The organism is Flavobacterium praedii (genome assembly GCF_026810365.1).
In the GTDB taxonomy this organism is placed as follows: domain Bacteria; phylum Bacteroidota; class Bacteroidia; order Flavobacteriales; family Flavobacteriaceae; genus Flavobacterium; species Flavobacterium praedii.
On the sequence record NZ_CP113948.1, the window covers coordinates 697,744 to 724,090 of the forward strand.

The following is a 26,347-nucleotide window of genomic DNA, read 5'->3' on the forward strand; positions in this document are numbered from 1 at the left end:
AATATAGTTTAATTTTATTTGGCTTGAATAGATAGAATGGAGATTATTCTTTAAATATTCGAATATCGTTTTTGACTTTAATGGTGTCTACATCTGTAAAATGATCTATTAGTATATTTCTAAGTTTGTAATCTAAATCATATTTTTTAATCCCTTTTTTGAAGAAATCCATACCGCCACCGCCATTTGCGAGGTAATCATTAGTGGCAACATAATAGATAGCCGAATTATCAATGGGTTTACCTTGTATTAATATGTTTTTGGCTTGATTGTTATTGTCGATAGTAAAGGTTAGGCCTGACAAAGGATGTGGGCTTTTATCTTTAATTAAAAAAGCAACAATTTCATGGATTTGTTCCCCTTTTAAAGCAATTACTACAAGACTGTTTTCAAAAGGCATTATCTCAAATGCATTTCGTGCGGTAATATTACCTTTTGGGAGAATAGAACGTATTCCTCCATCATTGAGTATGCAAATGTCAATATTCTTGTTTTCTCGTTTATTAAAAACAAAATTCCCTTTTGATAGAGAAACATCCGACATGAAATTTCCAATGTTTGTTTGCCATTCACCTTTACTTTTTTCTAGGATTACAGGATTAAATGCTAAGATTTTATCTAAATCAGAATTGATTTTTTCTCTATATGGTTTTATGAAATTTTCAATTTCAATAGAATTGTTTTCCTTATCGGTAATTGGGATTCGTTTACCTTCAATTTTCGTAACAGTATAGGTTTTAGTACTGCAAGAAATAATAAAAATTAGTGTTAAGAATATAACAAAAAGTTTTAAAAAGCCATTATTGTTTTTTAGATTTACCATCTTAAATGTAACTTAAATAATTAAATTTGTAATCTTGTAAAAGTACTATGTTTTTAAATTATATAAAGCGCTTTTTCTTAAATAAAACCTTAAAAAAACAACTCAGTAATGTTAAGGTAGAGACTTTAGATACTCCAATATTTAAAGTTGGATTAATTATTGATGAAAGTCTTTTTTTTGAAACTGCAGCTTTAAAAAACGTAATAATTTCCAAAGGTATTGCCGAGAATAATATTAATATTATTGCTTATCGGGATATTGTAAAGAGTAAAGAAGTGTATGATGTGCCTACTTTTGGATTAAAAGATTTAAATTTTAACAGTGAATTTACAAAACAACCAATACTTGATTTTTTAAATGAAGAATTTGATTTATTAATTAATTATTATATTGACGAAAAACCTTTTCTACTACTTTTAACCCATAGAACTAAAGCAAAATTTAAGGTAGGCTTTTCGGTAGTGGATAAGAGATTAAATCATTTGATGATAAATATTGATTTAATGAATTACAATGGTTTTATTCAAGAGTTATTCAGGTACTTAAAAATATTAAATAAAATATAATTTATATTATGCAATCATTAATAGGAACAGGTGTTGCACTTATCACACCGTTTAAAAACGATTTTACAATAGATATCGAAGCTTTACGAAGAGTTGTAAATTTTTCAATAGATGGAGGAATTGAATATCTTGTAGTATTAGGTACTACAGCAGAAAATGCAGTGTTATCAACAGCAGAAAAAGAACTTGTAATTTCGACAGTAATTGAAGTTAATGCAGGTAGATTACCTTTAGTTCTTGGTGTTGGAGGTAATAATACATTAAATGTGGTAGCAGAATTAAAAACTAGAGATTTGTCTTCTTTTGTTGCCATTTTATCTGTTTCTCCTTATTACAATAAACCAACGCAAGAGGGAATTTATCAACATTTTAAAGCTATTTCTGAAGCTTCACCTATTCCAGTAATTTTATATAATGTACCAGGAAGAACTGCAAGCAATATGCTTCCTAATACAGTTATTAGATTAGCAAATGATTTTGATAATATTGTAGGGATCAAAGAAGCAGCAGGCGATTTGGTACAAGCAATGCAATTAATAAAAAACAAACCAAAAGATTTTTTGGTTATTTCTGGTGACGATATGATTGCCTTACCAGTAGTTTTGGCAGGAGGTTCTGGTGTTATTTCGGTAATTGGACAAGGTTTTCCTAAAGAGTTTTCAGAAATGATTCGATTGGGATTGAATAGAAAAGTTGATGATGCATTTAAATTACAATATATATTAACGGATTGTATCGATATGATTTTTGAACAAGGTAATCCAGCAGGTATTAAAGAAGTGTTAAGTATTCTTGGTATTACAGACAATTTTGTTAGATTGCCATTAGTAAACGTTGATGAATCTTTATCGAATCGTCTGGATTCATTTGTAAAGAAAATGGTTAAAAATGTATAAATAATGCATTTTTTTTTAAAATAAAGAAATATTTTGTAATAGCTAAATTAATAACTAAATTTGCCGCCTATCTTTGGTGGCTTTTATTGTGTGTATTCAAAGCAATAAAAATAAAATCAGTAAAATAAAATGAAGAAATTAATATCAGTATTGTTTGTTGTTGCGTTTTTTTGTTCTTGTAGCGAGTATCAAACTGCTTTAAAAACTGAAGATGTTGCTGTAAAGTTTGAGGTGGCAACAAAATTATACGATGCTAAAAGTTATACTAAAGCAATTCGCCTCTTTGAACAGTTGGCTCCAGCATATAGAGGTAAGCCGCAGGGTGAAAAGTTGTTTTATATGTATGCTCAATCATGTTTCAAAACCAAACAATATTATTTGGCTGGATATCAATTTGATAGTTTTGTGTCAGGATACCCAAAAAGTGAAAAAGCAGAAGAGTGTGCTTTTTTAGGATCTCAAAGTTATTCGAAGTTATCACCAGTTTTTAGCATAGATCAAACGGATACCTTTAAAGCTATTGAAAAGATGCAAGCATTTATAGATCGTTATCCAAATTCTACTTATATAGTTGAGGCTAATGCAATTTCAAAAAAATTAAACGATAAGATTGAACGCAAGGTTTATGAAAATGCAGTGGAATACAATAAAATTTCTAATTATAAATCGGCTATAATTGCATTGGATAATTTTATTGCTGATTTTCCGGGTACTCCATATAAGGAGAAAGCGTTGTTTTATAAATTAGATTCGGCTTATTTATTGGCTATTAATAGTGTGCCATCAAAAATGGAAGAACGATTGATTACTGCCAAAACGAGTTACAATAATTTGGTTAAATTTAAACCAAATACGGAGTACAAAAATAAAGCTGATGAAATGTTGGCTCAAATTGATGTTGAATTACAAAAATATAATAAATAAATAAAGTCATGGATTTAAAAAAGACAAATGCTCCAGTAAACACAATAACTTATAATAAAACAGTTATTGAAGCTCCTACTGGAAATGTGTATGAGGCGATAACAATTATGGCTAAAAGAGCAAATCAAATTAATTCTGAAATTAAAAAGGAATTGACTGAGAAATTGGAAGAATTTGCTACTTATAATGATAGTTTAGAAGAAGTTTTTGAAAATAAAGAACAAATTGAAGTTTCTAAATTTTATGAAAAATTACCAAAACCTCATGCTTTGGCAGTTCAAGAATGGTTGGATGGTAAAATCTACCACAGAGAAGCAAATAAATAAGTTTATATAATGTCAGTTTTAAGCGGAAAAAAGATTTTGCTGGGAATTTCTGGTGGAATTGCCGCCTATAAAACAGCTACATTAGTTAGACTCTTCATAAAAGCAGGTGCACATGTCCAAGTGATAATGACACCTGCTTCTAAGGATTTTATTACCCCACTTACCTTATCAACGCTATCCAAGAATCCCGTTTTTTCTGAATTTTATAATAAAGAAGAACAAAATGAGGAGTGGAATAGCCATGTAGAATTAGGACTTTGGGCTGATTTAATGGTGATTGCTCCTGCAACTGCCAATACTTTATCTAAAATGGCTAATGGGCTGTGCGATAACTTGCTAATTGCATGTTATTTGTCTGCTAAGTGTCCTGTTTATTTTGCGCCTGCAATGGATTTAGATATGTATATTCATCCTTCTACTTTAGAAAGTTTTAGAACTTTGAAAGCTTTTGGTAATACAATGATTCATGCAGAAAATGGTGAATTGGCAAGTGGTTTGTTTGGAGAAGGTCGTATGGCCGAACCTGAAAATATTGTTTTGTTTCTAGAATCAGATCTCGAAAGCAAATTGCCTCTTAAAGGAAAAAAAATACTAATTACCGCTGGGCCAACTTATGAAGCGATTGATCCAGTGCGTTTCATAGGTAATCATTCTTCTGGTAAAATGGGTTTCGATATTGCTCAAAGTGCCGCCAATTTAGGAGCAACAGTCTATCTTGTTTCTGGACCAACCCATTGTACAATCAATCACTCTTTAGTTCATTTAATACCTGTTGAAAGTGCTCAAGAAATGTATGATGCCTGTCATCAATATTACAAAGATGTAGATGTAGCAATTGCTGCTGCAGCCGTTGCTGATTACAAACCTAAGAATGTATCACTGCAAAAGATAAAAAAAGCAGCTGACAATTTTATAATTGAACTCGAAAAAACCAAAGATATCCTTGCTTCATTAGGAGAAATTAAGGAAAATCAATTTTTAATAGGTTTTGCTTTGGAGACTGAAAATGAAATTGAAAATGCAAAGGCTAAAATTCAGAAAAAAAACTTAGATTTGATTGTTCTTAATTCACTACAAGATCATGGTGCAGGTTTTAAAAAAAGTACAAACAAAGTTACTTTTATAGATAGTTCTTTTCAAATAGAATCAATGGATTTAAAATCAAAAGAAGCCGTGGCTGATGATATTTTAAACAAAGTAATAGCACATTTTTATGGTTAGATTTGTTTTATTTTTGTTCTTTAGTTGTGGCTGTTTGCATGCCCAACAGCTAAACTGTACTGTTACTTTAAATACTCAAAAAATAAACAATCCCAACCAGCAAATCTTCAAGACGTTGGAAACAGCAATAACTGAATTTGTAAATAAAACAGATTGGACAGGACAAGCCCTTTCGCAAAAAGAAAAGGTAGATTGTTCAATGTATATTACGCTTTCCAATTATTCTTCGGATCAATTTGTGGCTAATATTCAAGTGCAATCTTCCAGAAATATTTATAATTCTACGTATTCATCTCCTGTATTAAATATAAATGATAAAGATTTTACTTTTAATTATACTGAATTCGAAAATTTGCTTTATAATCCAAATAGTTATGATTCTAATTTAGTTTCGGTTTTGTCTTTTTATAGTTATATTATTCTAGGAATGGATGCGGACACTTTTGTTCCACTTTTTGGTGATAAATATTTTAAAGAAGCCATTAATATATCTACTCTAGCACAGCAAGGTGGATACAAAGGATGGAATCAATCCGATGGAACTTTGAGTAGATTTATTTTAATTAATGATTTATTGTCTCCAACATTTTTTGAAATTAGACAATCAAGTTATCAATATTATTTAGGTATGGATAATATGAGTCAAGATCAAAAAAAAGCAAAGGAAATTATTAAAGGTTCTTTGATAAATTTGTCAAAATTGAATGGCAGTAAACCAAATTCTTATTTATTACGAATTTTTATGGATTCGAAATCAGATGAAATTGTTTCTGTTTTTTCGGGTGGCCCAAAGATTCCAATAAATGATTTGGTTGATAGTTTGAATAAAACATCTTCTTCTTATGCCGGTAAATGGCAATTATTAAAATATTAAGTTTTTATATTTTTTCATTAATTCAAATTACTCCAAATAATCAATAAATGATAACTTCACTTGCAATAAAAAATTATGCGTTAATCGAAAAATTAACTATTGATTTTTCAAAAGGTTTTTCCATTATTACTGGTGAAACAGGTGCTGGTAAATCGATAATTCTCGGAGCTTTAGGTTTAGCATTAGGTAAAAGAGCCGATTTAACTTCGTTAAAAAATAAAGACGAAAAATGTATTATTGAAGCGCATTTTGATATTTCCAAATATGGTTTGCTTCCTTTTTTTGAGGCAAATGATTTAGATTATGAAAATGAAACCATTATTCGTAGAGAAATTTTGCCGTCTGGAAAATCAAGAGCTTTTATTAATGATAGTCCTGTAAACTTGCAGGAATTACAAGAATTGGGAATGTTTTTGATCGATATACACTCGCAACAACAAACTCAAGAATTGTCTGATGAGCATGTACAATTTAAAATTATTGACGCTATTGCTAATAATTTTGATTCTATTATGGCATATCAATTGGTTTTAAAAACATATAAATCGGATAAATCTAAATTGAATGCTCTTGTTAAAAGAAAAACAGAGGCATCTAAAGAACAAGAATACAATACTTTTCTTTTGGAAGAATTGATAACAGCCAAATTAAAATCCGGTGAGCAAGAGCTACTAGAAGAAAATTATGAACAATTGAATAATGTTGAGATTATCAAGGAATCGCTTGATAAATCTTTGGCTATAGCAAATGAAGAACAAATTGGTGTGTTTCATAATTTGAATGAAATAAAAAATGCAATACAGAAAATTGCTGTTTTCTCTCCTGATTATAGTATTTTATTTGAAAGGATAAACAGTTTGAAAATTGAATTTGATGATATAGCAATTGAGTTGAATCGCTGTACAGAAAAGTTAATCAATGATCCTGAACAGTTAAATTTGATTAATCAAAAGTTGCAATTAATTTACAATTTGCAGAAGAAACATCAAGTAAAAACCGTTGATGATTTATTAGTTATTCAAACTAATTTAGAAAATTCGGTATTGGAATTAGGAAATATTGATGAGGAAATTGTAAAACTAACTGATTTAGTAGATGCTAATGTCAAACAGTTGGATAAAATTTGCGATGCCATTCATGCAAAAAGGATAGAAGCAATTCCTATTTTGTCTCAAAAATTGATCACCATTCTAGATACTTTAGGAATGCCAAATGTGCGTTTTAATATGGAAATAAAAAGGGCATCCACCTATTTTGAAAATGGAAAAGATGAATTGCAATTTTTAATATCTGCGAATAAAGGAACCGATTTTGGTCTTTTGAAAAAAGTAGCTTCAGGAGGTGAAATGTCTCGAATTATGTTAGCTGTAAAAGCAATTTTGGCACAATATTCTAAATTACCTACCTTAATTTTTGATGAGATTGATACTGGAGTTTCTGGTGAAATTGCTAATAGAATGGGTGAAATCATGAAAGAAATGAGTACAAATATGCAAATATTTGCTATAACACATTTACCTCAAATTGCAGCAAAAGGAACGGAACATTTTAAAGTGTTTAAATCAACCGTTGGGGAAGATACACAATCAGAATTAAAATTATTAACCAGCGAAGAGCGCGTGATCGAAATTGCACAGATGCTATCAGGAACTGTTATTTCAGATTCGGCCTTAAATCATGCAAAAGCCTTGTTGAACTAAATAATTGAACTATATTTGCCCATTCAATTTTAAAAGCTTTAGAAATTCAATTAATTGAAAATTTACAATATAAATTAACGTATAGAATACTATGATTATAGAACCAAGAATGAGAGGATTTATTTGTTTGACAGCCCAGCCTAAAGGATGTGAACAAAGTGTTAAAAATCAAATTGAATACGTAAAATCAAAAGGACCAATTGCAGGAGCTAAAAAAGTATTGGTTATTGGGGCTTCAACAGGTTTTGGTTTGGCTTCAAGAATAACAAGTGCTTTTGGTTCGGATGCTGCTACAATTGGAGTGTTTTTTGAAAAAGAGCCTGCTGAAGGTAAAACAGCTTCACCAGGTTGGTACAATTCTGCAGCTTTTGAAAAGGAAGCTCATAAAGCGGGTTTGTATGCAAAAAGTATTAACGGTGATGCGTTTTCAAATGAAGTTAAAAGACAAACATTAGATCTTATCAAAGCTGATTTAGGACAAGTTGATTTAATTATATACAGTCTAGCTTCGCCTGTACGTTTAAATCCAAATACTGGAGTTTTGCACCGTTCGGTTTTGAAACCAATTGGAAGTACTTTTACCAATAAAACAGTTGATTTTCATACAGGAAAGGTTTCAGAAATTTCTATAGAACCTTGTGATGATGAGGATATTGCTAATACAGTGGCAGTAATGGGAGGTGAAGATTGGGCGATGTGGATTGAAGCTTTGAAAGCAGAGAATCTATTAGCACCGGGTGCTACAACAATTGCGTATTCTTATATTGGACCATCATTAACAGAGGCCGTTTATAGAAAAGGTACTATTGGTCGTGCAAAAGATCATCTTGAAGCTACTGCATTTACTATTTCAGATAGTTTAGCAGATATTAATGGTAAAGCTTACGTTTCGGTAAACAAAGCTTTGGTGACTCAAGCTAGTTCCGCTATTCCGGTTATTCCGTTATATATTTCTTTATTATATAAAATAATGAAAGAAAAAGGAATTCATGAGGGATGTATTGAGCAAATTCAACGCTTGTATCAGCAAAGATTATACACGGGAGAGCCTATGATTACAGATGAAAAAGGTAGAATCCGTGTTGATGATTGGGAAATGCGTGAGGATGTTCAAGCTCAAATTGCTAAATTATGGTCGGAAGCTACTACCGAAAATCTTGCGGAATTAGGAGATTTAGAAGGTTACAGAAAGGATTTTAATAATCTATTTGGTTTTGGATTTGAAGGTGTAGATTACAAAGCAGACACCGATGAGGTGGTTGCTATTCCAAGTATTGGATAATTAGAAATCATTACTATATATAACATTAACACCTTATTACTTGATGGTTTAAAATCAAGAAAATAAGGTGTTTTTTTGTAATTAAATTTTAAAAAAAATAATTTATGTATAATTTACTAAAAGGAAAAAGAGGAATTATTTTTGGAGCTTTGGACGAAAATTCCATAGCATGGAAAACCGCAGAGCGCATTCATGAAGAAGGAGGAAGCTTTGTTTTGACAAATGCACCAGCAGCAATGCGATTGGGGAATATAGAAACATTAGCGCAAAAAATAGGATGCCAAATTATTCCAGCTGATGCCACTTCGGTTGCAGATTTAGAAGTTTTGGTAGATAAAACGGTCGAAATTCTTGGAGGTAAAATTGATTTTGTTTTGCATTCTATCGGTATGTCGGTAAATGTTCGTAAAGGGAATCATTATACGAATCAGAATTATGAATTTACTGAAAAAGGCTGGAATGTTTCTGCTGTTTCTTTTCATAAATTGATGCAAGTGTTATATAAAAAAGACGCCATGAATGAGTGGGGTAGTATTATTGCGTTGTCTTATATGGCTGCGCAACGTGTTTTTCCGGATTATAACGATATGGCTGATAATAAGGCGTATTTGGAATCTATTGCGCGTAGTTTTGGGTATTTTTTTGGAAGGGACAAAAAAGTGAGAGTCAATACTATTTCGCAATCTCCGACAGCCACTAGAGCTGGGCAAGGTGTAAAGGGCTTTGGTGGTTTTATTGCTTTTGCGGATAAAATGTCACCTTTGGGTAATGCAACAGCTGCGGAATGTGCGGATTATATAGTTGTTATGTTCTCTGATTTGACTCGAAAAGTGACTTTGCAAAATTTATTGCATGATGGTGGTTTTTCAAATATGGGTGTAAGTCAAGAAGTAATGGAAATGTTTGAATAAATAGATTAGTCTCTTGTTTTAATAAACCATCATTTATTAATTTGATGTTTTTTTGTATTTAAAGATTAACTTTGCAAAATTAAATTTAAGAATAAAATTATAATAACTCAATACTATTATGTTGTTTTCATTAATCATTCCCGTTTATAATCGTCCTGATGAAGTTGATGAATTATTAGAAAGTTTAGCGCAATCTACCTACCAAGATATTTTTGAAATTGTACTTGTCGAAGATGGGTCCACAATTCGATGTCAAGATGTGGCTCAAAAATATGGAGACAGATTGGATATTTCCTATTATTACAAAGAAAATTCGGGTCCTGGAGATTCCAGAAATTATGGTATGCATAAAGCTCGAGGCGATTATTATATTATTTTTGATTCGGATTGTATAATTCCAAGTGACTATTTAAATGAAGTAGAAAAGGCATTGAAAGAGAATTATGTAGATTGTTTTGGAGGTCCAGATAAAGCAATGGATAGTTTTTCAGATATTCAAAAAGCTATTAATTTTGCAATGACCTCTTTTCTTACTACAGGAGGAATACGTGGAGGTTCTGAAAAAATAGGTAAATTTCAACCTCGTAGTTTTAATATGGGATTGTCTCGAAAAGCATTTCTAGCTTCACGAGGGTTTGGTGATATTCATCCTGGAGAAGATCCTGATTTATCTATACGTTTGTGGGAATTAGGCTTCGAGACACGACTATTTGAAAAAGCCTTCGTATATCATAAAAGAAGAATAGACTGGGAAAAATTTTCCTTGCAAGTATATAAATTTGGTAAAGCAAGGCCAATACTCAATAGTTGGTATCCAAAATATAACAAATTGACATTTTTCTTCCCAACTTTTTTTATTATAGGATTTTTTGTATCTTTAGTGATGTTGGTTTTTAATCAAGATATTCTGCTTAAATTTTATTTTTGCTATTTTTTGGCACTGTTTTTGTTGTCTACAATACAGAATAAAAGTATTAAAATTGGATACTTGTCAATTATTGCTGTTTGGAAACAGTTTTATGGGTATGGAATGGGATTTCTAAAATCGTATATTAAAGTTATTTTGTTAAAAGAAGATCCTAAAAAAGCTTTTCCTGAATTGTTTTTTAAATTATAATATGACTAAAATAATTGGTTTAACTGGAGGAATTGGAAGTGGTAAAACTACTGTTGCCAAGGAGTTTTCTTCCTTTGATATACCAGTTTATATAACAGATCAGGAAGCAAAAAACTTAATGCAGACTGATCTTGTTTTGGGTCAGATTAGAGAAGTTTTTAGTGATGCTGTATTTGAAAATGGACTATTGCAGAGAGACAAACTTTCCGAAATTGTTTTTAATGATCCAATTAAGTTGAAACAACTTAATAATATAGTTCATCCCGCCGTTAATAAACATTTTAAAAAATGGCTTCAAGAGCATCAAAATTATCCTTTCGTAATTTATGAAAGCGCAATTTTATTTGAAAGTGGGAGTTATACATCATGTGATTATGTAATTAATGTGGTTGCACCTCTTGAAATGAGAATTAAAAGAGTGATGGAAAGAGATAATACCACTAGGGAAAAAGTATTGGAAAGGATAAAAAATCAATGGAATGATGAGGAAAAATCATCAAAAAGCGATTTTATTATCGATAATAGTACCGCAAAGGGGCGAAAGTTAGAGATTGTTAAAATTCTTAAAATTTTAGGAATTAATCAAATCATATCTTAAATGTTAATCTTTGGTTAATACATTGTTTAATATATTGTTAAAATACTAATTTTGCTTAAATGAATAAGTTATTTTTTAGAATACTAGTCTTGTTAATGAGTTTGTCCTTGATTGGGATTATTCTTGTTCAAGTATATTGGTTCAATAATTCGTTTAAAAACAATGATGAGCAATTTAAATTTCATGTAAAACAAGTAATAGGTAACGTTGCAAATAAATTACAAAGCAGAGAAGCGTATAGTTTTTATGATAAATACAATCATTACAAAGATAGTACCGGTAAAATACCAAAAAGAGATGATTTGTTGGAGTTTTATTATGTTCAAAAGAATCCGAAGACCAATAAGACAATTATTTATTCTAACAGTATAATTTCTGAAGATTTTAAAATATCAGCTGGTTTATTTGATAAGAAATTTGACACTGAAAGTTTTAAAAACTTTAATTCAAAACGAGTAACAGAAGTTTATAACAATAATAAATTAGATAATTCAGGATTACAGCAGAGTTTAATTCCGGATATTAAAATCGAAAAATCTGGAAATTTAGATGTGCTCGATAATGCACAATTTGAAATCTTCTTTAAAGATATTGCCTCAGCAATGCCGCTTGAGGAGAGAATTTCAAAAGAAGTCTTAAGAGAAATTATTAAGAAAGAATTAGAAGAATATGGTGTTAAAACAAAATTTGAATTTGGTATTTACAGTAATGGAATAGCAACTAAAATACAATCGGATGATTTTAAATATGATAAAGATGCTACCTATTCTATTCCTGTTTTTACTGATAATGAAGGAAATGAAAAGTATAAATTATTGGTTACTTTTCCTCATAAGAAGAAGTTTTTGTTATCTGAATTAGTTAGTATTACTATTTTATCTATAATTTTTACTTTAATAATAATTATTGCCTATACAAGTGCTTTAAATCAGTTAATACGTCAGAGGCAGATTTCCGAAATTAAAACGGATTTCATTAATAACATGACGCATGAATTTAAAACACCGATTGCTACCATAAATCTTGCTTTGGATGCTATTAAGAATCCAAAAATTATTGATGACAAAGAAAAGGTTTTAAAGTATCTAGAAATGATTCGGGATGAAAATAAACGAATGCATGCGCAAGTTGAAAATGTGTTAAGGATATCAAAATTAGAGAAAAAAGAATTAAATATTATAAAAGAATCTACTGATATTGAAGAAATTATAAATGATGCCATTGAGCATGTTAGTTTAATTCTTGAAGATAGGGAAGGAAGTATTAGCACACATTTTGGAGCAATTAGAAAAACAGTTTTGCTTAATGACGTTCATTTTACAAATGTAATCGTTAATATTTTTGAAAATGCTATAAAATATACACCGGGTATTCCTAAAATCGATGTTTATACTGAGAATATTAAGGACATGGTTCTTGTAAAAATTAAGGATAATGGTGTTGGTATGAGTAAAATTGCTCAAAAAAGGATTTTTGAAAAATTTTACAGAGAGCATACTGGAGATATACATAACGTAAAAGGCCATGGATTAGGTCTTGCTTATGTGAAAAGAATTGTTGACGACCATAATGGTCAAGTATATGTTGAAAGTGAAAAGGGAAAGGGAAGTACCTTTATTATAAAATTACCTTTAATAAATTAAAGTATGGAAAATACAAACAAAAAAATACTATTAGTAGAAGATGACCTTAATTTTGGTGCAGTTCTAAAAGACTATTTAATGCTAAATGATTTTGACGTTGTTTTAGCAAAAAATGGTATGGAAGGTTTTGAAAAGTTCAAAAAAGATTCCTATGATTTGTGTATTCTTGATGTAATGATGCCTTATAAAGATGGGTATACTTTGGCAAAAGAAATTCGAGAAAAAAATAATGAAGTGCCAATTATTTTCCTTACTGCAAAATCTATGAAAGAGGATGTTTTAAAAGGATACAAAGCTGGTGCAGATGATTATTTGAACAAACCATTTGATTCTGAAGTTTTATTAATGAAAATTAAAGCCATTATTCAAAGAAAAGCATCTGATGTAAAAGCGGAAGCAGTTCAATTTGAATTCAATATTGGTAAATTTCATTTAAATTCAAAACTTCGTTTCTTAACTTTTAATAATGAAGAGCCAATTAAGTTGTCTCCTAAAGAGAATGAGTTACTTAAAATGTTGATTCTTCATGAAAATGATTTAATGCCTAGAGAATTGGCACTAACAAAAATATGGAGAGATGATAACTATTTCACCTCTAGAAGTATGGATGTTTATATTGCCAAACTTAGAAAGTATTTGAAACAAGATGAGGATGTTGAAATATTAAACATACATGGAGAAGGATTTAGATTAGTTGTAAAATCTAAATAATTAATTCCATTTAAGACATAATAAAAAGCTTCGATTAATTTCGAAGCTTTTTTTATTTCCAATTGAGTTGTAAAGCAAAACATGTTTTGTCCTCTTTGGTAATGCTAAAAACAGCATTTGTATCGTTTAGACATTCGTGTAGAATCACTTTGTCTTTAAGGGAAAGTTCTTTTAAAAAATTCATTTCGAAACTTTTTACTTCTTGGTGAAATATTTTGTTTTCATCGATTAAATCCAAGCACCATTCTAAGTATTTTACATTATTGACATGATTTACGATATCCAAATCGGATAGGAAAACGGTTCTTTCAAATATTATTTCTTTTTCGTGAGTCAAATTTATTTTTGAAAATCCTATTTCTGTAGCTTTGTTTTCGGGAAATAATTCAAAATGTTGATGGGGTAGTGCCAAAGGTTCCGGTCTGCGGGCTTTAGTGTTGAAAACAGCCCAAAAAGTCTCCGATCCTACTATTTTTCTTCCGTTTACATACATTTCTAATGCTCTAACGGAACGAGAATTTTCTAATGAATTGATCCAAGTTTTTACCGTTACCACGTCTCTCCATTTGGGAAGCTCTGAAATTTCTACACGCATTCTACTTAAAACCCAAGCTTGGTTGAATTCTTGCATATCGGTAAAACTGATGCCGCCAACTTCGGAATGAGCAGCAGCTGTTAATTGCAAAAGGTTACATAAATCGGTATATTTTAAATACCCATTTGGTGTGCATTGGGTAAAATTGATTTCCCAGTCTTTGCTTAAAACGGAAGTAAAATTTGGACTTATTGGCATATAAATAATTATGAATTATGAATTATGAATTATGAATTATGAATTATGAATTTGGTCATTAATATAACTAATGATTTTTTTTCTATCAGCTAAATAATCATACCATTTGGTGTTTTCTTTTCGTTTGAACCAAGTGAGTTGACGTTTTGAAAATCGGCGGGTGTTTTTTTTGATTTCTTCTATAGCAAAATCTAATGTAAAATCGCCATCAAAATAGCTGAATAATTCTCGATATCCGACTGTTTGCAGGGCATTTAGTTCTTTGTTCGAGTATAGAGCTTCAGCTTCGGCCAAGAGTCCTTGATTGAGCATAATGTCAACTCGCTGGTTTATTCTTTCGTAAATTACAGTTCTATCGGCTTCAAGGCCAATGATAATTGGTGTAAAATTACGATTGTTTTTCTTTTGATTTAAAAAAGAAGAATATGGTTTTCCGGTTCCGAGGCAAACTTCTACAAAACGCATCATGCGTTGCGGGTTTTGCAGTGTTTGTGGGTTTTCGGAAGTGATTTTTTGGAAATAAAAAGGATCTAGAGTTTCTAATTGATTTTGAAGGTATTCGATTCCTAGTTTTTCATAATTTGAATTAACATTTTCTCGGATTGAAGGGTCTATGGGAGGGAATTCGTCGAAGCCTTTTAATATGGCATCTACATATAGTCCCGAACCTCCTACTAGTATGGCATAATCATTGGTTTGGAATAATTCTTCGATTTTTGTCAGCGCTTCTTTCTCGAAATCCCCTACAGTATAATTATCAAAAATAGATTTGTTTTGAATGAAGTGGTGTGATGCTGATGCCAATTCTTCTTTGTTTGGCACAGCTGTTCCGATAGTCATTTCCTTGAAAAACTGTCGGCTGTCACAGGAAATGATTTCACAATTAAAGTGATTGGCCAAGTCGATGCTCAGGGCTGTTTTTCCTATGGCTGTTGGTCCGACAATGGTGATTAAATATTTCATGTTCTTTTTTTAGCCCAGATGGAAACGAAAACCCCGGAATTATTCTAGTTTGTTTTTCTTGGTATAAAAGAGCGACTGGAAGAAGCTCCTTTTATGCCTTAGAAAAACTACTGGAATAATGAGGAGTTGTAGAGTACAGCTGGATTAGCTACTAATTGTCATTTAGGTTGTTACCGCATTGATAACAAAATTTTGCTTCTTTGTTTAGAGTAAACGTACCACATTTTGTACATGTAGTTTTGATACTATCTATATTTGTGTCTTGATTTGTATTTCTTTTTGCGAATTCGGAAGTTACAATTCCAGTAGGAACGGCGATGATTCCATACCCTAATATCATTACTAATGCTGCCAAAAATTGACCGAGAGGCGTTTGGGGGGATATGTCACCATAGCCAACGGTTGTTAATGTTACAATAGTCCAGTAAATACTCATAGGGATACTTGTAAAGCCACTTTCTTTACTTTCGACAATGTACATTATTGATCCGATGATGATTGTACTAATGAGTACGAAATAAATAAAAACAGTAATTTTTCCTCTGCTGGCATTCAGCGCCTCTTTCATGTGAATGGATTGGCTGGTAAATTTTGGATGGTTGAGGATTTTGAACAACCGTAATAAACGCAAGGCTCTTATTACAGATAAAATTCTTGTTCCAGGAAAAAAGAGCGATACATACATTGGTAATGTAGCAATTAAATCTATTAGACCATAAAAACTAAAGATGTATTTTAAAGGTTTGTCAATGGAAATGATTCGTAAGATGTATTCTAAAGTAAAGAAGATGGTAATGATCCATTCTGCAAAGACAAGCTGGTTGTGGTATTTAGTGTCAAATCCTTGTACGGTTTCCATCATAACCAGAAACACACTCAAAAGAATGAGTCCCAAAAGAATCAAATCAAATAATCTACCTGCTTTTGTATTGGTGCCGTAGATTATAATTTGAGTTTTTTGTCTAAAAACTTCATATTTTGACTTCGTTTTTTTCAATTTTAAAAATTAAAAATTAATGATTTTTAGTACTCTATTTTTTCTCAGATAGTTTTGTATATATGCTCTAGAATTTCTGTTGTCTGGCATAGGAACAAGAATATTTTTTAGAATTTCGGGATTATTAATTTGATAATTTAAATCATAAAAAGAATAGCCTTTGTAGACTCCTTTTTCGATTAAAATGGCACTATGTTCTCCTGTTTTTCGACCTTTATCTATGATAATCATATTTTTGTTATCAAAAAGATTTTTATCAATAAAAACTTGAACTCTAGAGTTGTATTCTTCTGGAGTTATTTTTTGTGTACAAGCACCATCACATTCATTTTTTTCATTCTCCAAACAAGTCGTTTTTTGATCTAAAAGGCCTGTTAGTTTTGGGCATAGTTGGTAGTTGGTAGTTATGTGGTTCAATGCTCCTTTTCCTTCTTGTTGGTTTGCAAAAGCGGTAATTTCTTTTTTGCGGCCATCAGCTTTTTGAAGTTTTAAATTCAAGTAATTATTACTGTCCTTTTCGGCATATATAGCCCAAGACATGGTATTTTTTCGCGACATTCGGTTATAAATGGGGCGGTTTTTCTTTATTTCCTCGGTTTCTTTTAAAAGCGCAATCAATTCGCTTCCGGTTTCTTCATAAGTTACAGTGAAGACTTCTTTTTGGATCTTTTTGGCACTAGTTGTTATCCCAGTGAAATGCTGATTGACTCTTTTTTTGATGTTTTTACTTTGTCCGATATAGATAATTTTACCGTCTTCTCTGTGTATATAATAGATGCCCGTTTTGGAAGGAAGGCTCTCAATAATGTCCAGTAATTTGGGAGATACTCCTTTTATAACTTCAAATTTAATGAGCTCTTTTGTGATTGTTTTTTCTAAATCTTTGTCTAAAAGCATCTTAAAGAGTTTGACTGTGGCCATGGCATCGCCACTTGCGCGATGTCTATCGGCCATAGGAATTCCTAGTGCTCTAACTAGTTTTCCTAAGCTATGAGAAGGTTGCTCTGGTAATAAACGTTGAGATAATTCGACTGTACAAAGGGTTTTAATATTAAAATCATATCCCAAACGTCGAAACTCTGTTCGTAGAATTCTATAATCAAATGAGGCATTATGAGCCACAAGAACACAGTCATTAGTCATTTCGATTATGCGTTTGGCAACTTCAAAAAACTTTGGAGCACCACGAAGCATTTCGTTATTGATTCCCGTAAGTTTAACTACAAACGGTTGAATGGGGATTTCAGGATTGATTAAACTAATGAATTGATCTACAATTTCGTGTCCATCAAATTTGTAGATAGCAATCTCCGTAATTCCTTCTTCGTTGAATTGTCCTCCAGTGGTTTCTATGTCGAGTATTGCGTACATAAGCCCCCTATCCCCCGAAGGGGGAATTGTAATTGTTAATATAAAGTGTAAATTTCATAAGTCTATTCGCTTTATTCCCCCTTTGAGGGTTAGGGGGCTATTATCTTCCCCCAAAGATACTACTTCCTATCCTAACCATTGTGCTACCGCATGCGATTGCCAATTGGTAATCGCCTGACATACCCATTGAAATAGTTTGCAGTTTGCAGTTTGCAGTTTGCAATGGTTGTAATCTGTCAAAAATCGATTTCAAATGTGTAAATTCCTTTTTGATTTGGTTTAGATTTTCCGTAAAAGTCGCCATTCCCATTAATCCTACAATTCGGATGTTTTTCATCTCTTTAAAAGTAGGTGAGGCTAGGAGTGCTGCTAGTTCTTCCTCATCAAGACCAAATTTTGATTCTTCTTCGGCGATGTATATTTGGAGTAAACAATCAATAATTCGATTGTTTTTTAAGGCTTGTTTGTTGATTTCTTCTAATAATTTCAAGCTATCTACTCCATGAATCAAACTCACAAAAGGTGCCATATATTTGACCTTATTGGTTTGTACATGACCAATCATATGCCATTCGATATCTTTTGGCATTTGTTCCCATTTATCGGCCATTTCCTGAATTTTGTTTTCGCCAAAAATACGTTGACCTGCATTATAGGCTTCCATCAAATCGGCAACTGGTTTGGTTTTGGAAACTGCTACCAAAGTGACATGCACCGGAAGAGTTGATTTTATATTCAGAAGGTTTTGTTGAATGGACATGAGTCGATTTGATTAATGATTAAATAAACTGTTTCGAAATCTTTTCGGCCTTTTTACTTTCGCTATAATCATAAAAACCTTCACCTGATTTTACTCCCAGTTTTCCTGCTCTTACCATATTAACCAATAAAGGACAAGGGGCGTATTTTGGGTTTTTGAAACCGTCGTACATTACATTTAAAATTGCAAGGCATACGTCAAGACCTATGAAATCAGCTAGTTGTAAAGGTCCCATTGGGTGTCCCATTCCTAGTTTCATCACGGTGTCTATTTCATAAACACCTGCTACTTTGTTGTATAATGTTTCGATTGCTTCATTGATCATAGGCATCAAAATTCTATTGGCTACAAAACCTGGATAATCGTTTACTTCAACGGGAGTTTTACCCAGTTTTTCGGATAATTTCATGATAATGTTCGTCACTTCGTCACTGGTATTGTAACCGCGAATGATTTCGACCAATTTCATAATAGGTACCGGATTCATAAAATGCATTCCAATTACACGCTCCGGATGTGCTACCACAGCTCCAATTTGAGTAATAGAAATAGAGGAAGTATTGGTTGCCAAAATAGTATTATGCGAACAAGCATCGTTTAATTGTTTGAAAATATTGAGTTTTAAATCTACATTTTCAGTGGCAGCTTCCACCACTAAATCAACGCCTACAACTCCGTCTTTAATGTCGGTATAAGTGATGATGTTAGTGATTGTTTTTACTTTGTCTTCTTCGGTTATAGTTCCTTTGGAAACCATTCGATCAAGATTAGCTGCTATTGTTGCCATTCCTTTATCCAAAGATTTCTCGGAAACATCAATTAATTTTACGGTAAAACCACTTTGTGCAAAGGTATGAGCAATTCCGTTACCCATAGTTCCAGCACCGATTACAGCAATAATTTTCATTTTTTATTATTATTTATAAGTTAAAAAAGTTTAAAACTTAAAACCTAACAATAGATTTTAAACCTTAAACTTTAATTGGATGTGTTGATTTTTTACTTCTTAAAACAATCTATAATTTGATAAGCTACTCTTAAAGCATCAGTAGCTTGTTCCAATGTTACGACTGGCGTAGTATTGTTATTGATAGCGTCAGCAAACGATTCTAGTTCGTCTAGGATAGCATTGTTTTGCTCCACGTCAGGATTTGCAAAGTAAATTTGTTTTTTTACGCCTTCGGCATTTTGTAAAATCATATCAAAATCACCAGGAACTTCTGGCGCATCTTTCATTTTTACTACTTCGCATCTTTTTTCCAGAAAATCTACAGAAATATAGGCATCTTTCTGGAAAAATCGTGATTTACGCATGTTTTTCATCGAAATACGGCTTGCTGTCAAATTGGCTACACAACCATTTTCGAATTCAATTCTAGCATTGGCAATATCGGGAGTTTCACTAATTACGGAAACACCACTAGCATTGATGTTTTTTACTTTTGAGTTAACTACACTCAAAATAGCATCAATATCATGTATCATTAAATCCAAAACCACAGGCACATCAGTCCCACGAGGATTGAATTCTGCCAATCGATGGGTTTCAATAAACATAGGGTTTTCGATCATGTTTTTGGTAGCGATAAAAGCGGGGTTGAATCTTTCGACATGACCAACCTGTCCTTTTACATTATACTCATTTGCGAGAGCAATGATTTCTTCTGCTTCTTCAACGGTGTTTGAAATGGGTTTTTCTATAAAAACATGTTTACCCGATTTGATTGCGACTTTGGCACATTTATAATGAGAAAGTGTTGGGGTAACAATGTCAATAACATCAACAGCATGAATTAATGTTGCAATGGTACTGAAGTTTTTATATCCAAATTCCTTGCTTATTTTTTCAGCGTTTTCTTGATTGGGATCATAAAAACCAACTAATTCATACTTTTTAGATTGTTGTAATAAACGCAAATGTATTTTACCGAGATGACCAGCACCCAATACTCCAATTTTTAGCATAATAATGATATTTCCACAAAAATAGTAATAAAATAAGAAATTCCAATTTATAAAAATATTAAATTCCAGCGATTTTTATTGTTTTTAGTGAATTATAAATAGATTTTTTTTTGATTTGGAAATAGATTTAGTTTTCTATTTTTGCGCTGTAATAAAATCTTAAATTTTGAAAGACACAGCCAAGCACCAAGGACTTCGTAATCAATTAGTAAACACTTTAAAACAAAAGGCAATTACTGACAAACAGGTCTTAGAAGCCATTAAAAAAATACCACGTCATTTGTTTTTAAATTCCAGTTTTGAAGATTATGCGTATCAAGATAAGGCTTTTCCTATAGCTGCTGGTCAGACAATTTCCCAACCTTTTACTGTTGCTTTTCAATCTCAGTTATTGGAAATAAAAAAAGGACACAAAGTTTTGGAAATTGGAACAGGATCTGGATATCAAACTGCTGTTTTGTGTTTGATAGGTGCACAAGTATATAGCGTAGAACGACAAAACGAATTGTTCAAGCAAACATCAGCCTTATTGCCTAAACTAGGAATTCGTCCTAAGCATCTTTCGTTTGGTGATGGCTATAAAGGTTTGCCCAATCATGCTCCCTTTGATAGTATTATAGTAACAGCTGGGGCACCTATTATTCCACAAGCTTTAATGGCTCAACTAAAGATAGGAGGAAGGCTCGTTATTCCTTTAGGTGAAGAGGTTCAAATTATGACTTTGTTAATTCGTGTTAATGAAACGCAATTTGAAAAACATGAGTTTGGAGAATTCCGATTTGTCCCTTTATTGGAAGATAAAAATTAAATTTCTTTAAATTTTTAAAAATTTTAATAAACCATTTACTCTGTAAATGGTTTATTTCTTTTTGTACAAAATTGCTCAAAAACAAGTAGTTATATTCTAAGAGTATGTTTGGATTTGTTTATTTTTATCACGACAATACTATATCGATTTCGTTAATGTCATTAAAACTGATTATTATCATATTTTTAATAAATAACCCGTTTTACATTTGTTTGCAGAAGTGTTAATTGTTAAAATACTGAAAAGCAGATAATTATTTAATTGAAAAAAGAAGAATGAGCGACGAAAAAGAAATGACCAAAAAACCAATTCCAATTGATAAGGAAGTGTCATGGGATAAGACCAAGACAATTATGAGTAAAACTGATTTGTATGGTACTATTGAATATGCAAATGAAGTTTTTGTTGATGTTTGTGGTTATGAGGATTATGAGTTAATGGCTCAGCCGCATAATATAATTAGACATCCAGATATGCCTAAAATTGTATTTAAGGTGCTTTGGGATAATATTCAAAAGGGAAATCAATTTCACGGAATTGTAAAAAACTTAGCCAAATCAGGTAGGTATTATTGGGTTATTACCAATTTTGAATATTCTAGAGATGAGAATGGAAATATAGTGAATTATATTGCCAGAAGAAAAGCCGTTCCTCAAGATGTAATTACAAAACATATCGAACCTTTGTACAAAAAACTACTACAGATTGAACAAGCTAGTGGTATTAATGCAAGTGAGAAATATTTGATTGGATATTTAGAAGAATTAGGTCTTAGTTATGTTGATTTAATTACAAAGTTAATGGTTGAAAATGAAAAAGAACTACAGTTAAATCAAGTCGCTAAAGATCTAGTCGTAGCGGAAACAGAACAAGAAAGCAAAGGCTTTTTTAGTAGGTTTTTTGGTAGATAGAAATTTATCTAATTTTTGTATAATAAAAAAGCAACACTAAATTATGTGTTGCTTTTTTTATGTCTAAATAAAATAAAACCTATTTTGATTTTGGAGCCAAATATCCATCAGCTCTCATTTGTTGTACACAAGCTTTCATGATTTCATCAACTGTAGTGTTTGTATCTCTTACATCCAAAGATTTTGTGGTTCCACTCCAAACTAATTTATTATTTTTTAAATCAAAAATATTAGTTTCAATATAATAATAGGTGTTTTCTTGGTAGTAACCAGGAGAATAATAGGCCGGAGCATAAGCACCATACCAACCACCAAAACCTGCACCATAACCCATTCCATAACCGCCTAAATAGCCATATCCCATTCCGGGAAATCCCATTCCATTATAATAGTTTGCAGTTCCAGGGACATATTGTGTTTCTTTATCAGCTCTAATAAAACGCATTGTGATTACACCATCAAAGCCTTCTGATTGTATAATGCTTAATTTTTGTTCTTGAGTAAGATTTAGATTTTGTTGATTTAAATAACTATATGATGCATTCAAAATAGCAGGATTAATTGATGCTATTCTATTTTCAGTAGATCTTCTTGTGCTTTCATCTTTCACTAAGGCTACTACTAAAACTTTTTTGAAATTTTCTTTGGCAAGAGTCGAATTTGGATCTCTCCAACTAGATACTATGGATGTATTACTTCCACAACTTGCAAAGCATACACAGATTAATGCAATAAAAAAGTTTTTCATAATTTTATTTTTTTGTTTTATGTAAGTAAAAGTAGTTATAATTTTAAAAAACTACGGAATAAAACGAAAATTACTTTAAAAAGCCTTTTTTATTCTATCAAGATCTCTTTTGGTATCTTGTTCTTTTAGAGATTCTCTTTTGTCATAGGTTTTTTTACCTTTACAAAGTCCAATTTGTAGTTTGGCCAATCCTTTTTCATTGGTAAACAATTTCAAAGGTACAATGGTAAGTCCTTTGGCTTGCACACTTCGCAGTAAGCCTTTTAATTCCCTTTTGTTCAAAAGCAGTTTGCGTTCACTTCTGGCTTTGTGATTAAATTGATTCCCAAAGGTGTATTCTTCAATATAGGTATTGATTGCAAAAAGCTCATTGCCACTAAATTCACAAAAACTTTCGGTAATATTTGCCTTTCCCAATCGAATGGATTTAATTTCAGTTCCCGCCAAAACAATTCCTGCCGTAAAGGTTTCTAGAATTTCATAATCGAATCGGGCTCTTTTATTGAGTATGTTGACAGTTTTTTGCATAGTGAGGCAAATTTAGGAACTAATTTATGAAAGAACAATTGTTTTTGGGAAAATACCATAAATTTGCTTCATGGAAAAACAACAATCAAAAGATCCGCTTCACGGTATCACACTTCAGAAAATAGTAGAAACATTAGTAGAATATTATGGTTTTGACACCTTGGGTGAATTGGTCAAAATAAAATGTTTCAACGAAAATCCGAGTGTGAAATCAAGTCTGACCTTCCTTCGAAAAACCGATTGGGCTCGAAAACAAGTTGAAGATTTGTATCTAAAAACAATTTCTAAAAAACAATCCAGATAATGTAGGAGCTAAATCCTGCTATTTGTTTTAATCTTTTATTTTTTAAAGTAAAAATAAAAGAATTTTTACTGCGCACAAGCAAAGCGAACTGTTGAAGCAATCAGGGTTAGGGCATTCGTTTTCAATAGGGAATTAGGAAAATAAAGCGTCATTTATTCAAAATGGAATAGATCATCGTATCCAGAAAACGGCCTTCATAATATTCATTCTCAATCAAATGGGCTTCTTTTATAAAACCATTTTTTAATAAAACTTTCTCAGAGCCTATATTTCCAGGATCCAAAATAGCTTCTATAGAATGTAGTTTCATTTCTTTAAAACCATATTCTACTACTTTTTTCAAAGCTTCTGACACGATTCCTCTTCCTTTGTATTCTGGAAATAACATATACCCCACTTCGGCTCTATAATGTTCTGGTTTTATGCGATAATGGCCAATAATACCCAGTATTTTTTCGGGTTGATTCACAAACGCAATTCCCCAATTTATGCCAATACCATTTTCTATTTTATCATCAAACATAGCAATCAAATCTTTTGCTTCTATTATGTTTTTAAGGTAAGGGCGAGGAATATATTTCATAACTTCATCATTCGATCGCAAAGACAAGATTGCTTCCGCATCATTCGAATTGACTTGTCGCAGTAATAAACGTTCGGTTTCTAGATTTGGAAAAGGTAAAAAGTTTATTTCTAGCATTATTCATTTTTATTTAAAAATTCTACAACTTTTTTATTTATAATTTCAGACTGATCAATAGACATAAAGTGTCCCGCATTTTTAATAACGGCTGTTTCTGCATTCGGGATACATGCATGCACTTTTACAAAAATATTTTCGCTATTTACAATATCGTGATCTCCTATTAATACCATTACAGGAATTTTTAGTGACTTTAAATCTTTTTTTGAAAAGGGCAACATGTTCAATATGCGAGGTTTACTGTTACCATATTTATAGGCAAGAAAAAGTTGGTTTTTGAAAATAGGGCTTATGCTATCGGGATAAAATGAAAAGGCGTTAAAAAATTTATTTGTACTTTTGGTACTAGGAAACATTTTAAGATTTATTCCAGTTAGTACTTTTCCTAAATTTTTCACTCCTCCAAATGTTTGAGCTGGACTCAATAAAATTATTTTTTTAATGAGATTGTTGGGTTGCAGAGCCAAATAGGTTGCCATCCAACCGCCCCTTGATACGCCTACTAAATTAATATTTTCCATTTTAAAGTGATTAAAAATAGCATTATAGAATACAGCGGCTTGTTTATTGTTTAATTTTATACAATTTGAAATCGATTTTCCCGCTTCTAAAGGAAAGTCTATAGCGTACACCCTATTTTTTTTACTAAATTCTTTAATGTTGGGATACCACATGGTGGAACTGGCATCTGTACCGTGAAGCAAAACCAAAGGTTCTCCTGTGCGTGGACCACTAATGATAATGTGTGCTACACCATAATTTGTCGAGACATCTGTTTCTTCAAATGGAATATCCCATAATTTTAATGTTGCGTCATATGATTTTACATATAGTTCTTTTTTATTTAAAGAATCAAATACATAATCGGGGACTATTTTAAAACCAGAACAACCCAATACTAAAAAAAGAATAAGAGATAAAAAGTTGAAATTACGCATGAATTTTTATTAGCGAATTTCGGTTGTTTACTTCTATTTAAATTGTATAATTCTTTATATTTCTTATATAATTTCGATACTGAAAGTGGAATGAAAAGTGGCTTTTGCTTCCAAAATTTGAATGCCTTCTTTATTCAATAGTGAACCAAATTGATCTACTGTGTCCGAATAGCCAAACCAAGGTTCAATGCAAATAAAAGGAGCATTTGGAGGGGTCCAAATTCCTAAATCTGGAAAATCAGCATAACTTACTTTTAAAAAAGGCTTTGAATTTTCTAAAATAGTAATTGTTTTTGGGTCAATTTTTTTGAAAACCAAAGCGTCATTTTCAAATAATTTGTAATTAAGTTGCAATTGATTTTTATTCAATGGCAAATCATTTGTTGTTTTCGAAATTAACCCATCTTCTAATAAATAATATTGTAAAGGGGCTTCTTTTTCAAATAAAAGACTATAGTTTTCAAAATTACCAGGTAAATCAAATGCTGGATGAGCTCCTATTGAAAACGGCATTCTAGTTTTACCATTATTGAAGACTTTATATTCCAATTTTAAGGAATTATTTTCAATAGTGTATATCAAATGTAATTCAAAATCAAAAGGATATTTTTCCTTGGTTGCTGGAGTTGAAAGCAATGAAAATGTAGCACTGTTTTCTTGTTTGTCTATCAATTCAAATTCCATTTCACGGGCAAAACCGTGACGAGATAATTGATATTCTGCATTCTCATATTGATAAGTATTATTTTTTAGAGTACCTACAATGGGGAACAAAACTGGCGAGTGCTTTCCCCAATATGTTGGATTTCCATTCCAAATATATTCTTTATTCGAACTATTTTTTAAGGAAAATAATTCGGCTCCAATATGTTTTATTTGTGCAGTTAAAATAGAATTAGAAATAGTTGTAATCACATTATTATATTTTATATGTTAAATATTCTTTCGTAAAGATATTTTATAATT

General features: G+C 31.4%; 29 protein-coding genes. 16 read left to right on the forward strand and 13 right to left on the reverse strand.

Annotated features, from left to right (window positions below; all coding sequences use genetic code 11):
- Positions 1-43 precede the first annotated feature (43 nt).
- Positions 44-823 carry a 5'-nucleotidase C-terminal domain-containing protein gene (locus tag OYT91_RS02980; RefSeq protein WP_281239448.1) on the reverse strand — a complete coding sequence of 260 codons (780 nt, stop codon included), beginning with the start codon at positions 821-823 and terminating at the stop codon, positions 44-46.
- Positions 824-870: 47 nt separating this feature from the next.
- On the opposite strand from OYT91_RS02980, the gene OYT91_RS02985 reads away from it, so the two are divergent.
- From OYT91_RS02985 to OYT91_RS03045, 13 genes are all read left to right on the forward strand, one after another.
- Positions 871-1,389 carry a DUF6913 domain-containing protein gene (locus OYT91_RS02985; protein WP_281239449.1) on the forward strand — a complete coding sequence of 173 codons (519 nt, stop codon included), beginning with the start codon at positions 871-873 and terminating at the stop codon, positions 1,387-1,389.
- A gap of 8 nt (positions 1,390-1,397) precedes the next feature.
- The gene (gene dapA / locus OYT91_RS02990; RefSeq protein ID WP_269223099.1) at positions 1,398-2,285 is read left to right on the forward strand and encodes a 4-hydroxy-tetrahydrodipicolinate synthase; all 888 of its coding nucleotides are present in this window, start codon (positions 1,398-1,400) and stop codon (positions 2,283-2,285) included.
- Between the two features lie 129 nt (positions 2,286-2,414).
- Positions 2,415-3,209 carry an outer membrane protein assembly factor BamD gene (locus OYT91_RS02995; RefSeq protein WP_281239450.1) on the forward strand — a complete coding sequence of 265 codons (795 nt, stop codon included), beginning with the start codon at positions 2,415-2,417 and terminating at the stop codon, positions 3,207-3,209.
- 8 nt (positions 3,210-3,217) lie between these two features.
- Positions 3,218-3,535 (forward strand): DNA-directed RNA polymerase subunit omega, encoded by a 318-nt coding sequence (locus OYT91_RS03000; RefSeq protein WP_111408714.1) that lies wholly within the window; start codon positions 3,218-3,220, stop codon positions 3,533-3,535.
- Positions 3,536-3,544: 9 nt separating this feature from the next.
- Complete coding sequence (gene coaBC, locus OYT91_RS03005; protein ID WP_281239451.1) at positions 3,545-4,756, forward strand: bifunctional phosphopantothenoylcysteine decarboxylase/phosphopantothenate--cysteine ligase CoaBC; 1,212 nt, start codon at positions 3,545-3,547, stop codon at positions 4,754-4,756.
- Positions 4,749-5,630, forward strand: coding sequence for a type IX secretion system protein PorD (gene porD / locus OYT91_RS03010; protein WP_281239452.1), 882 nt, complete (start codon positions 4,749-4,751; stop codon positions 5,628-5,630). The genes coaBC and porD overlap by 8 nt, the downstream gene beginning before the upstream one ends.
- Positions 5,631-5,677: 47 nt before the next feature.
- On the forward strand, positions 5,678-7,330 hold the full coding sequence (gene recN / locus OYT91_RS03015) for a DNA repair protein RecN (protein ID WP_281239453.1): 1,653 nt from the start codon (positions 5,678-5,680) through the stop codon (positions 7,328-7,330).
- A 91-nt stretch (positions 7,331-7,421) separates the two neighbouring features.
- A complete protein-coding gene (gene fabV / locus OYT91_RS03020) occupies positions 7,422-8,612 on the forward strand; it encodes an enoyl-ACP reductase FabV (protein ID WP_281239454.1) in 1,191 nt (396 codons plus the stop codon).
- Between the two features lie 104 nt (positions 8,613-8,716).
- The gene (locus OYT91_RS03025; protein WP_281239455.1) at positions 8,717-9,523 is read left to right on the forward strand and encodes an enoyl-ACP reductase FabI; all 807 of its coding nucleotides are present in this window, start codon (positions 8,717-8,719) and stop codon (positions 9,521-9,523) included.
- 118 nt (positions 9,524-9,641) lie between these two features.
- A complete protein-coding gene (locus OYT91_RS03030; protein WP_281239456.1) occupies positions 9,642-10,640 on the forward strand; it encodes a glycosyltransferase family 2 protein in 999 nt (332 codons plus the stop codon).
- Position 10,641: 1 nt separating this feature from the next.
- Positions 10,642-11,238, forward strand: coding sequence for a dephospho-CoA kinase (coaE, locus tag OYT91_RS03035; protein ID WP_269224524.1), 597 nt, complete (start codon positions 10,642-10,644; stop codon positions 11,236-11,238).
- A 59-nt stretch (positions 11,239-11,297) separates the two neighbouring features.
- Complete coding sequence (locus OYT91_RS03040) at positions 11,298-12,881, forward strand: sensor histidine kinase (protein WP_281239457.1); 1,584 nt, start codon at positions 11,298-11,300, stop codon at positions 12,879-12,881.
- Positions 12,882-12,884: 3 nt separating this feature from the next.
- Positions 12,885-13,592, forward strand: coding sequence for a response regulator transcription factor (locus tag OYT91_RS03045; protein ID WP_269223094.1), 708 nt, complete (start codon positions 12,885-12,887; stop codon positions 13,590-13,592).
- A gap of 52 nt (positions 13,593-13,644) precedes the next feature.
- Here the strand turns inward: OYT91_RS03045 and OYT91_RS03050 are convergent, their stop codons facing one another.
- The 7 genes from OYT91_RS03050 to OYT91_RS03080 form a co-directional block, all read right to left on the reverse strand.
- Entirely contained in the window at positions 13,645-14,385 is a 741-nt protein-coding gene (locus OYT91_RS03050; protein WP_281239458.1) for an acyl-[acyl-carrier-protein] thioesterase, read from the reverse strand.
- Positions 14,386-14,421: 36 nt separating this feature from the next.
- Complete coding sequence (miaA, locus tag OYT91_RS03055; RefSeq protein WP_281239459.1) at positions 14,422-15,348, reverse strand: tRNA (adenosine(37)-N6)-dimethylallyltransferase MiaA; 927 nt, start codon at positions 15,346-15,348, stop codon at positions 14,422-14,424.
- A gap of 151 nt (positions 15,349-15,499) precedes the next feature.
- Positions 15,500-16,345 (reverse strand): ion transporter, encoded by an 846-nt coding sequence (locus OYT91_RS03060; RefSeq protein WP_281239460.1) that lies wholly within the window; start codon positions 16,343-16,345, stop codon positions 15,500-15,502.
- A gap of 9 nt (positions 16,346-16,354) precedes the next feature.
- Positions 16,355-17,716, reverse strand: a complete 1,362-nt coding sequence (locus OYT91_RS03065; protein WP_281239461.1) for an exonuclease domain-containing protein — start codon at positions 17,714-17,716, stop codon at positions 16,355-16,357.
- A 100-nt stretch (positions 17,717-17,816) separates the two neighbouring features.
- Positions 17,817-18,476 carry a YggS family pyridoxal phosphate-dependent enzyme gene (locus OYT91_RS03070; protein ID WP_281239462.1) on the reverse strand — a complete coding sequence of 220 codons (660 nt, stop codon included), beginning with the start codon at positions 18,474-18,476 and terminating at the stop codon, positions 17,817-17,819.
- 19 nt (positions 18,477-18,495) lie between these two features.
- Positions 18,496-19,383: a 3-hydroxyacyl-CoA dehydrogenase family protein gene (locus tag OYT91_RS03075; RefSeq protein WP_281239463.1), complete on the reverse strand. Its 888-nt coding sequence runs from the start codon at positions 19,381-19,383 to the stop codon at positions 18,496-18,498.
- A gap of 92 nt (positions 19,384-19,475) precedes the next feature.
- Positions 19,476-20,441: a Gfo/Idh/MocA family protein gene (locus OYT91_RS03080; RefSeq protein ID WP_269223086.1), complete on the reverse strand. Its 966-nt coding sequence runs from the start codon at positions 20,439-20,441 to the stop codon at positions 19,476-19,478.
- A 166-nt stretch (positions 20,442-20,607) separates the two neighbouring features.
- Here OYT91_RS03080 and OYT91_RS03085 point away from each other — a divergent pair, with 166 nt between their 5' ends.
- Together OYT91_RS03085 and OYT91_RS03090 are read left to right on the forward strand one after the other, a co-directional pair.
- Entirely contained in the window at positions 20,608-21,249 is a 642-nt protein-coding gene (locus tag OYT91_RS03085; protein WP_269223085.1) for a protein-L-isoaspartate(D-aspartate) O-methyltransferase, read from the forward strand.
- Between the two features lie 275 nt (positions 21,250-21,524).
- Positions 21,525-22,160: a PAS domain-containing protein gene (locus tag OYT91_RS03090; RefSeq protein ID WP_269223084.1), complete on the forward strand. Its 636-nt coding sequence runs from the start codon at positions 21,525-21,527 to the stop codon at positions 22,158-22,160.
- Positions 22,161-22,239: 79 nt separating this feature from the next.
- Here OYT91_RS03090 and OYT91_RS03095 read toward each other — a convergent pair whose 3' ends face one another.
- On the reverse strand, positions 22,240-22,908 hold the full coding sequence (locus tag OYT91_RS03095; protein WP_269223083.1) for a DUF4136 domain-containing protein: 669 nt from the start codon (positions 22,906-22,908) through the stop codon (positions 22,240-22,242).
- 75 nt (positions 22,909-22,983) lie between these two features.
- Positions 22,984-23,436 carry an SsrA-binding protein SmpB gene (gene smpB / locus OYT91_RS03100; protein ID WP_116761195.1) on the reverse strand — a complete coding sequence of 151 codons (453 nt, stop codon included), beginning with the start codon at positions 23,434-23,436 and terminating at the stop codon, positions 22,984-22,986.
- Positions 23,437-23,506: 70 nt separating this feature from the next.
- Here smpB and OYT91_RS03105 point away from each other — a divergent pair, with 70 nt between their 5' ends.
- The gene (locus OYT91_RS03105; protein ID WP_281239464.1) at positions 23,507-23,740 is read left to right on the forward strand and encodes a VF530 family protein; all 234 of its coding nucleotides are present in this window, start codon (positions 23,507-23,509) and stop codon (positions 23,738-23,740) included.
- 148 nt (positions 23,741-23,888) lie between these two features.
- On the opposite strand, the gene OYT91_RS03110 is transcribed toward OYT91_RS03105, so the two are convergent.
- The 3 genes from OYT91_RS03110 to OYT91_RS03120 form a co-directional block, all read right to left on the reverse strand.
- The gene (locus OYT91_RS03110) at positions 23,889-24,440 is read right to left on the reverse strand and encodes a GNAT family N-acetyltransferase (RefSeq protein ID WP_281239465.1); all 552 of its coding nucleotides are present in this window, start codon (positions 24,438-24,440) and stop codon (positions 23,889-23,891) included.
- A complete protein-coding gene (locus OYT91_RS03115) occupies positions 24,440-25,381 on the reverse strand; it encodes an alpha/beta fold hydrolase (protein ID WP_281239466.1) in 942 nt (313 codons plus the stop codon). Before OYT91_RS03115 ends, OYT91_RS03110 begins: the two co-directional genes overlap by 1 nt.
- 63 nt (positions 25,382-25,444) lie before the next feature.
- Entirely contained in the window at positions 25,445-26,296 is an 852-nt protein-coding gene (locus OYT91_RS03120) for an aldose 1-epimerase family protein (protein WP_281239467.1), read from the reverse strand.
- Positions 26,297-26,347 lie beyond the last annotated feature (51 nt).

Bases quoted from the DNA above. Each gene is read 5' to 3' on its own strand.
- OYT91_RS03045 (WP_269223094.1), top strand. From the start codon at position 12,885: ATGGAAAATACAAACAAAAAAATACTATTAGTAGAAGATGACCTTAAT.
- OYT91_RS02980 (WP_281239448.1), bottom strand. From the start codon at position 823: ATGGTAAATCTAAAAAACAATAATGGCTTTTTAAAACTTTTTGTTATA.
- smpB (WP_116761195.1), bottom strand. From the start codon at position 23,436: ATGCAAAAAACTGTCAACATACTCAATAAAAGAGCCCGATTCGATTAT.
- miaA (WP_281239459.1), bottom strand. From the start codon at position 15,348: ATGAAATATTTAATCACCATTGTCGGACCAACAGCCATAGGAAAAACA.
- OYT91_RS03105 (WP_281239464.1), top strand. From the start codon at position 23,507: ATGGAAAAACAACAATCAAAAGATCCGCTTCACGGTATCACACTTCAG.
- OYT91_RS03065 (WP_281239461.1), bottom strand. From the start codon at position 17,716: ATGTACGCAATACTCGACATAGAAACCACTGGAGGACAATTCAACGAA.
- dapA (WP_269223099.1), top strand. From the start codon at position 1,398: ATGCAATCATTAATAGGAACAGGTGTTGCACTTATCACACCGTTTAAA.
- OYT91_RS03040 (WP_281239457.1), top strand. From the start codon at position 11,298: ATGAATAAGTTATTTTTTAGAATACTAGTCTTGTTAATGAGTTTGTCC.
- OYT91_RS03070 (WP_281239462.1), bottom strand. From the start codon at position 18,476: ATGTCCATTCAACAAAACCTTCTGAATATAAAATCAACTCTTCCGGTG.
- recN (WP_281239453.1), top strand. From the start codon at position 5,678: ATGATAACTTCACTTGCAATAAAAAATTATGCGTTAATCGAAAAATTA.
- OYT91_RS03090 (WP_269223084.1), top strand. From the start codon at position 21,525: ATGAGCGACGAAAAAGAAATGACCAAAAAACCAATTCCAATTGATAAG.
- OYT91_RS03050 (WP_281239458.1), bottom strand. From the start codon at position 14,385: ATGCCAATAAGTCCAAATTTTACTTCCGTTTTAAGCAAAGACTGGGAA.
- OYT91_RS03110 (WP_281239465.1), bottom strand. From the start codon at position 24,440: ATGCTAGAAATAAACTTTTTACCTTTTCCAAATCTAGAAACCGAACGT.
- OYT91_RS03115 (WP_281239466.1), bottom strand. From the start codon at position 25,381: ATGCGTAATTTCAACTTTTTATCTCTTATTCTTTTTTTAGTATTGGGT.
- OYT91_RS03095 (WP_269223083.1), bottom strand. From the start codon at position 22,908: ATGAAAAACTTTTTTATTGCATTAATCTGTGTATGCTTTGCAAGTTGT.
- OYT91_RS03080 (WP_269223086.1), bottom strand. From the start codon at position 20,441: ATGCTAAAAATTGGAGTATTGGGTGCTGGTCATCTCGGTAAAATACAT.
- OYT91_RS02985 (WP_281239449.1), top strand. From the start codon at position 871: ATGTTTTTAAATTATATAAAGCGCTTTTTCTTAAATAAAACCTTAAAA.
- coaE (WP_269224524.1), top strand. From the start codon at position 10,642: ATGACTAAAATAATTGGTTTAACTGGAGGAATTGGAAGTGGTAAAACT.
- coaBC (WP_281239451.1), top strand. From the start codon at position 3,545: ATGTCAGTTTTAAGCGGAAAAAAGATTTTGCTGGGAATTTCTGGTGGA.
- OYT91_RS03030 (WP_281239456.1), top strand. From the start codon at position 9,642: ATGTTGTTTTCATTAATCATTCCCGTTTATAATCGTCCTGATGAAGTT.
- OYT91_RS02995 (WP_281239450.1), top strand. From the start codon at position 2,415: ATGAAGAAATTAATATCAGTATTGTTTGTTGTTGCGTTTTTTTGTTCT.
- OYT91_RS03025 (WP_281239455.1), top strand. From the start codon at position 8,717: ATGTATAATTTACTAAAAGGAAAAAGAGGAATTATTTTTGGAGCTTTG.
- OYT91_RS03075 (WP_281239463.1), bottom strand. From the start codon at position 19,383: ATGAAAATTATTGCTGTAATCGGTGCTGGAACTATGGGTAACGGAATT.
- porD (WP_281239452.1), top strand. From the start codon at position 4,749: ATGGTTAGATTTGTTTTATTTTTGTTCTTTAGTTGTGGCTGTTTGCAT.
- fabV (WP_281239454.1), top strand. From the start codon at position 7,422: ATGATTATAGAACCAAGAATGAGAGGATTTATTTGTTTGACAGCCCAG.
- OYT91_RS03000 (WP_111408714.1), top strand. From the start codon at position 3,218: ATGGATTTAAAAAAGACAAATGCTCCAGTAAACACAATAACTTATAAT.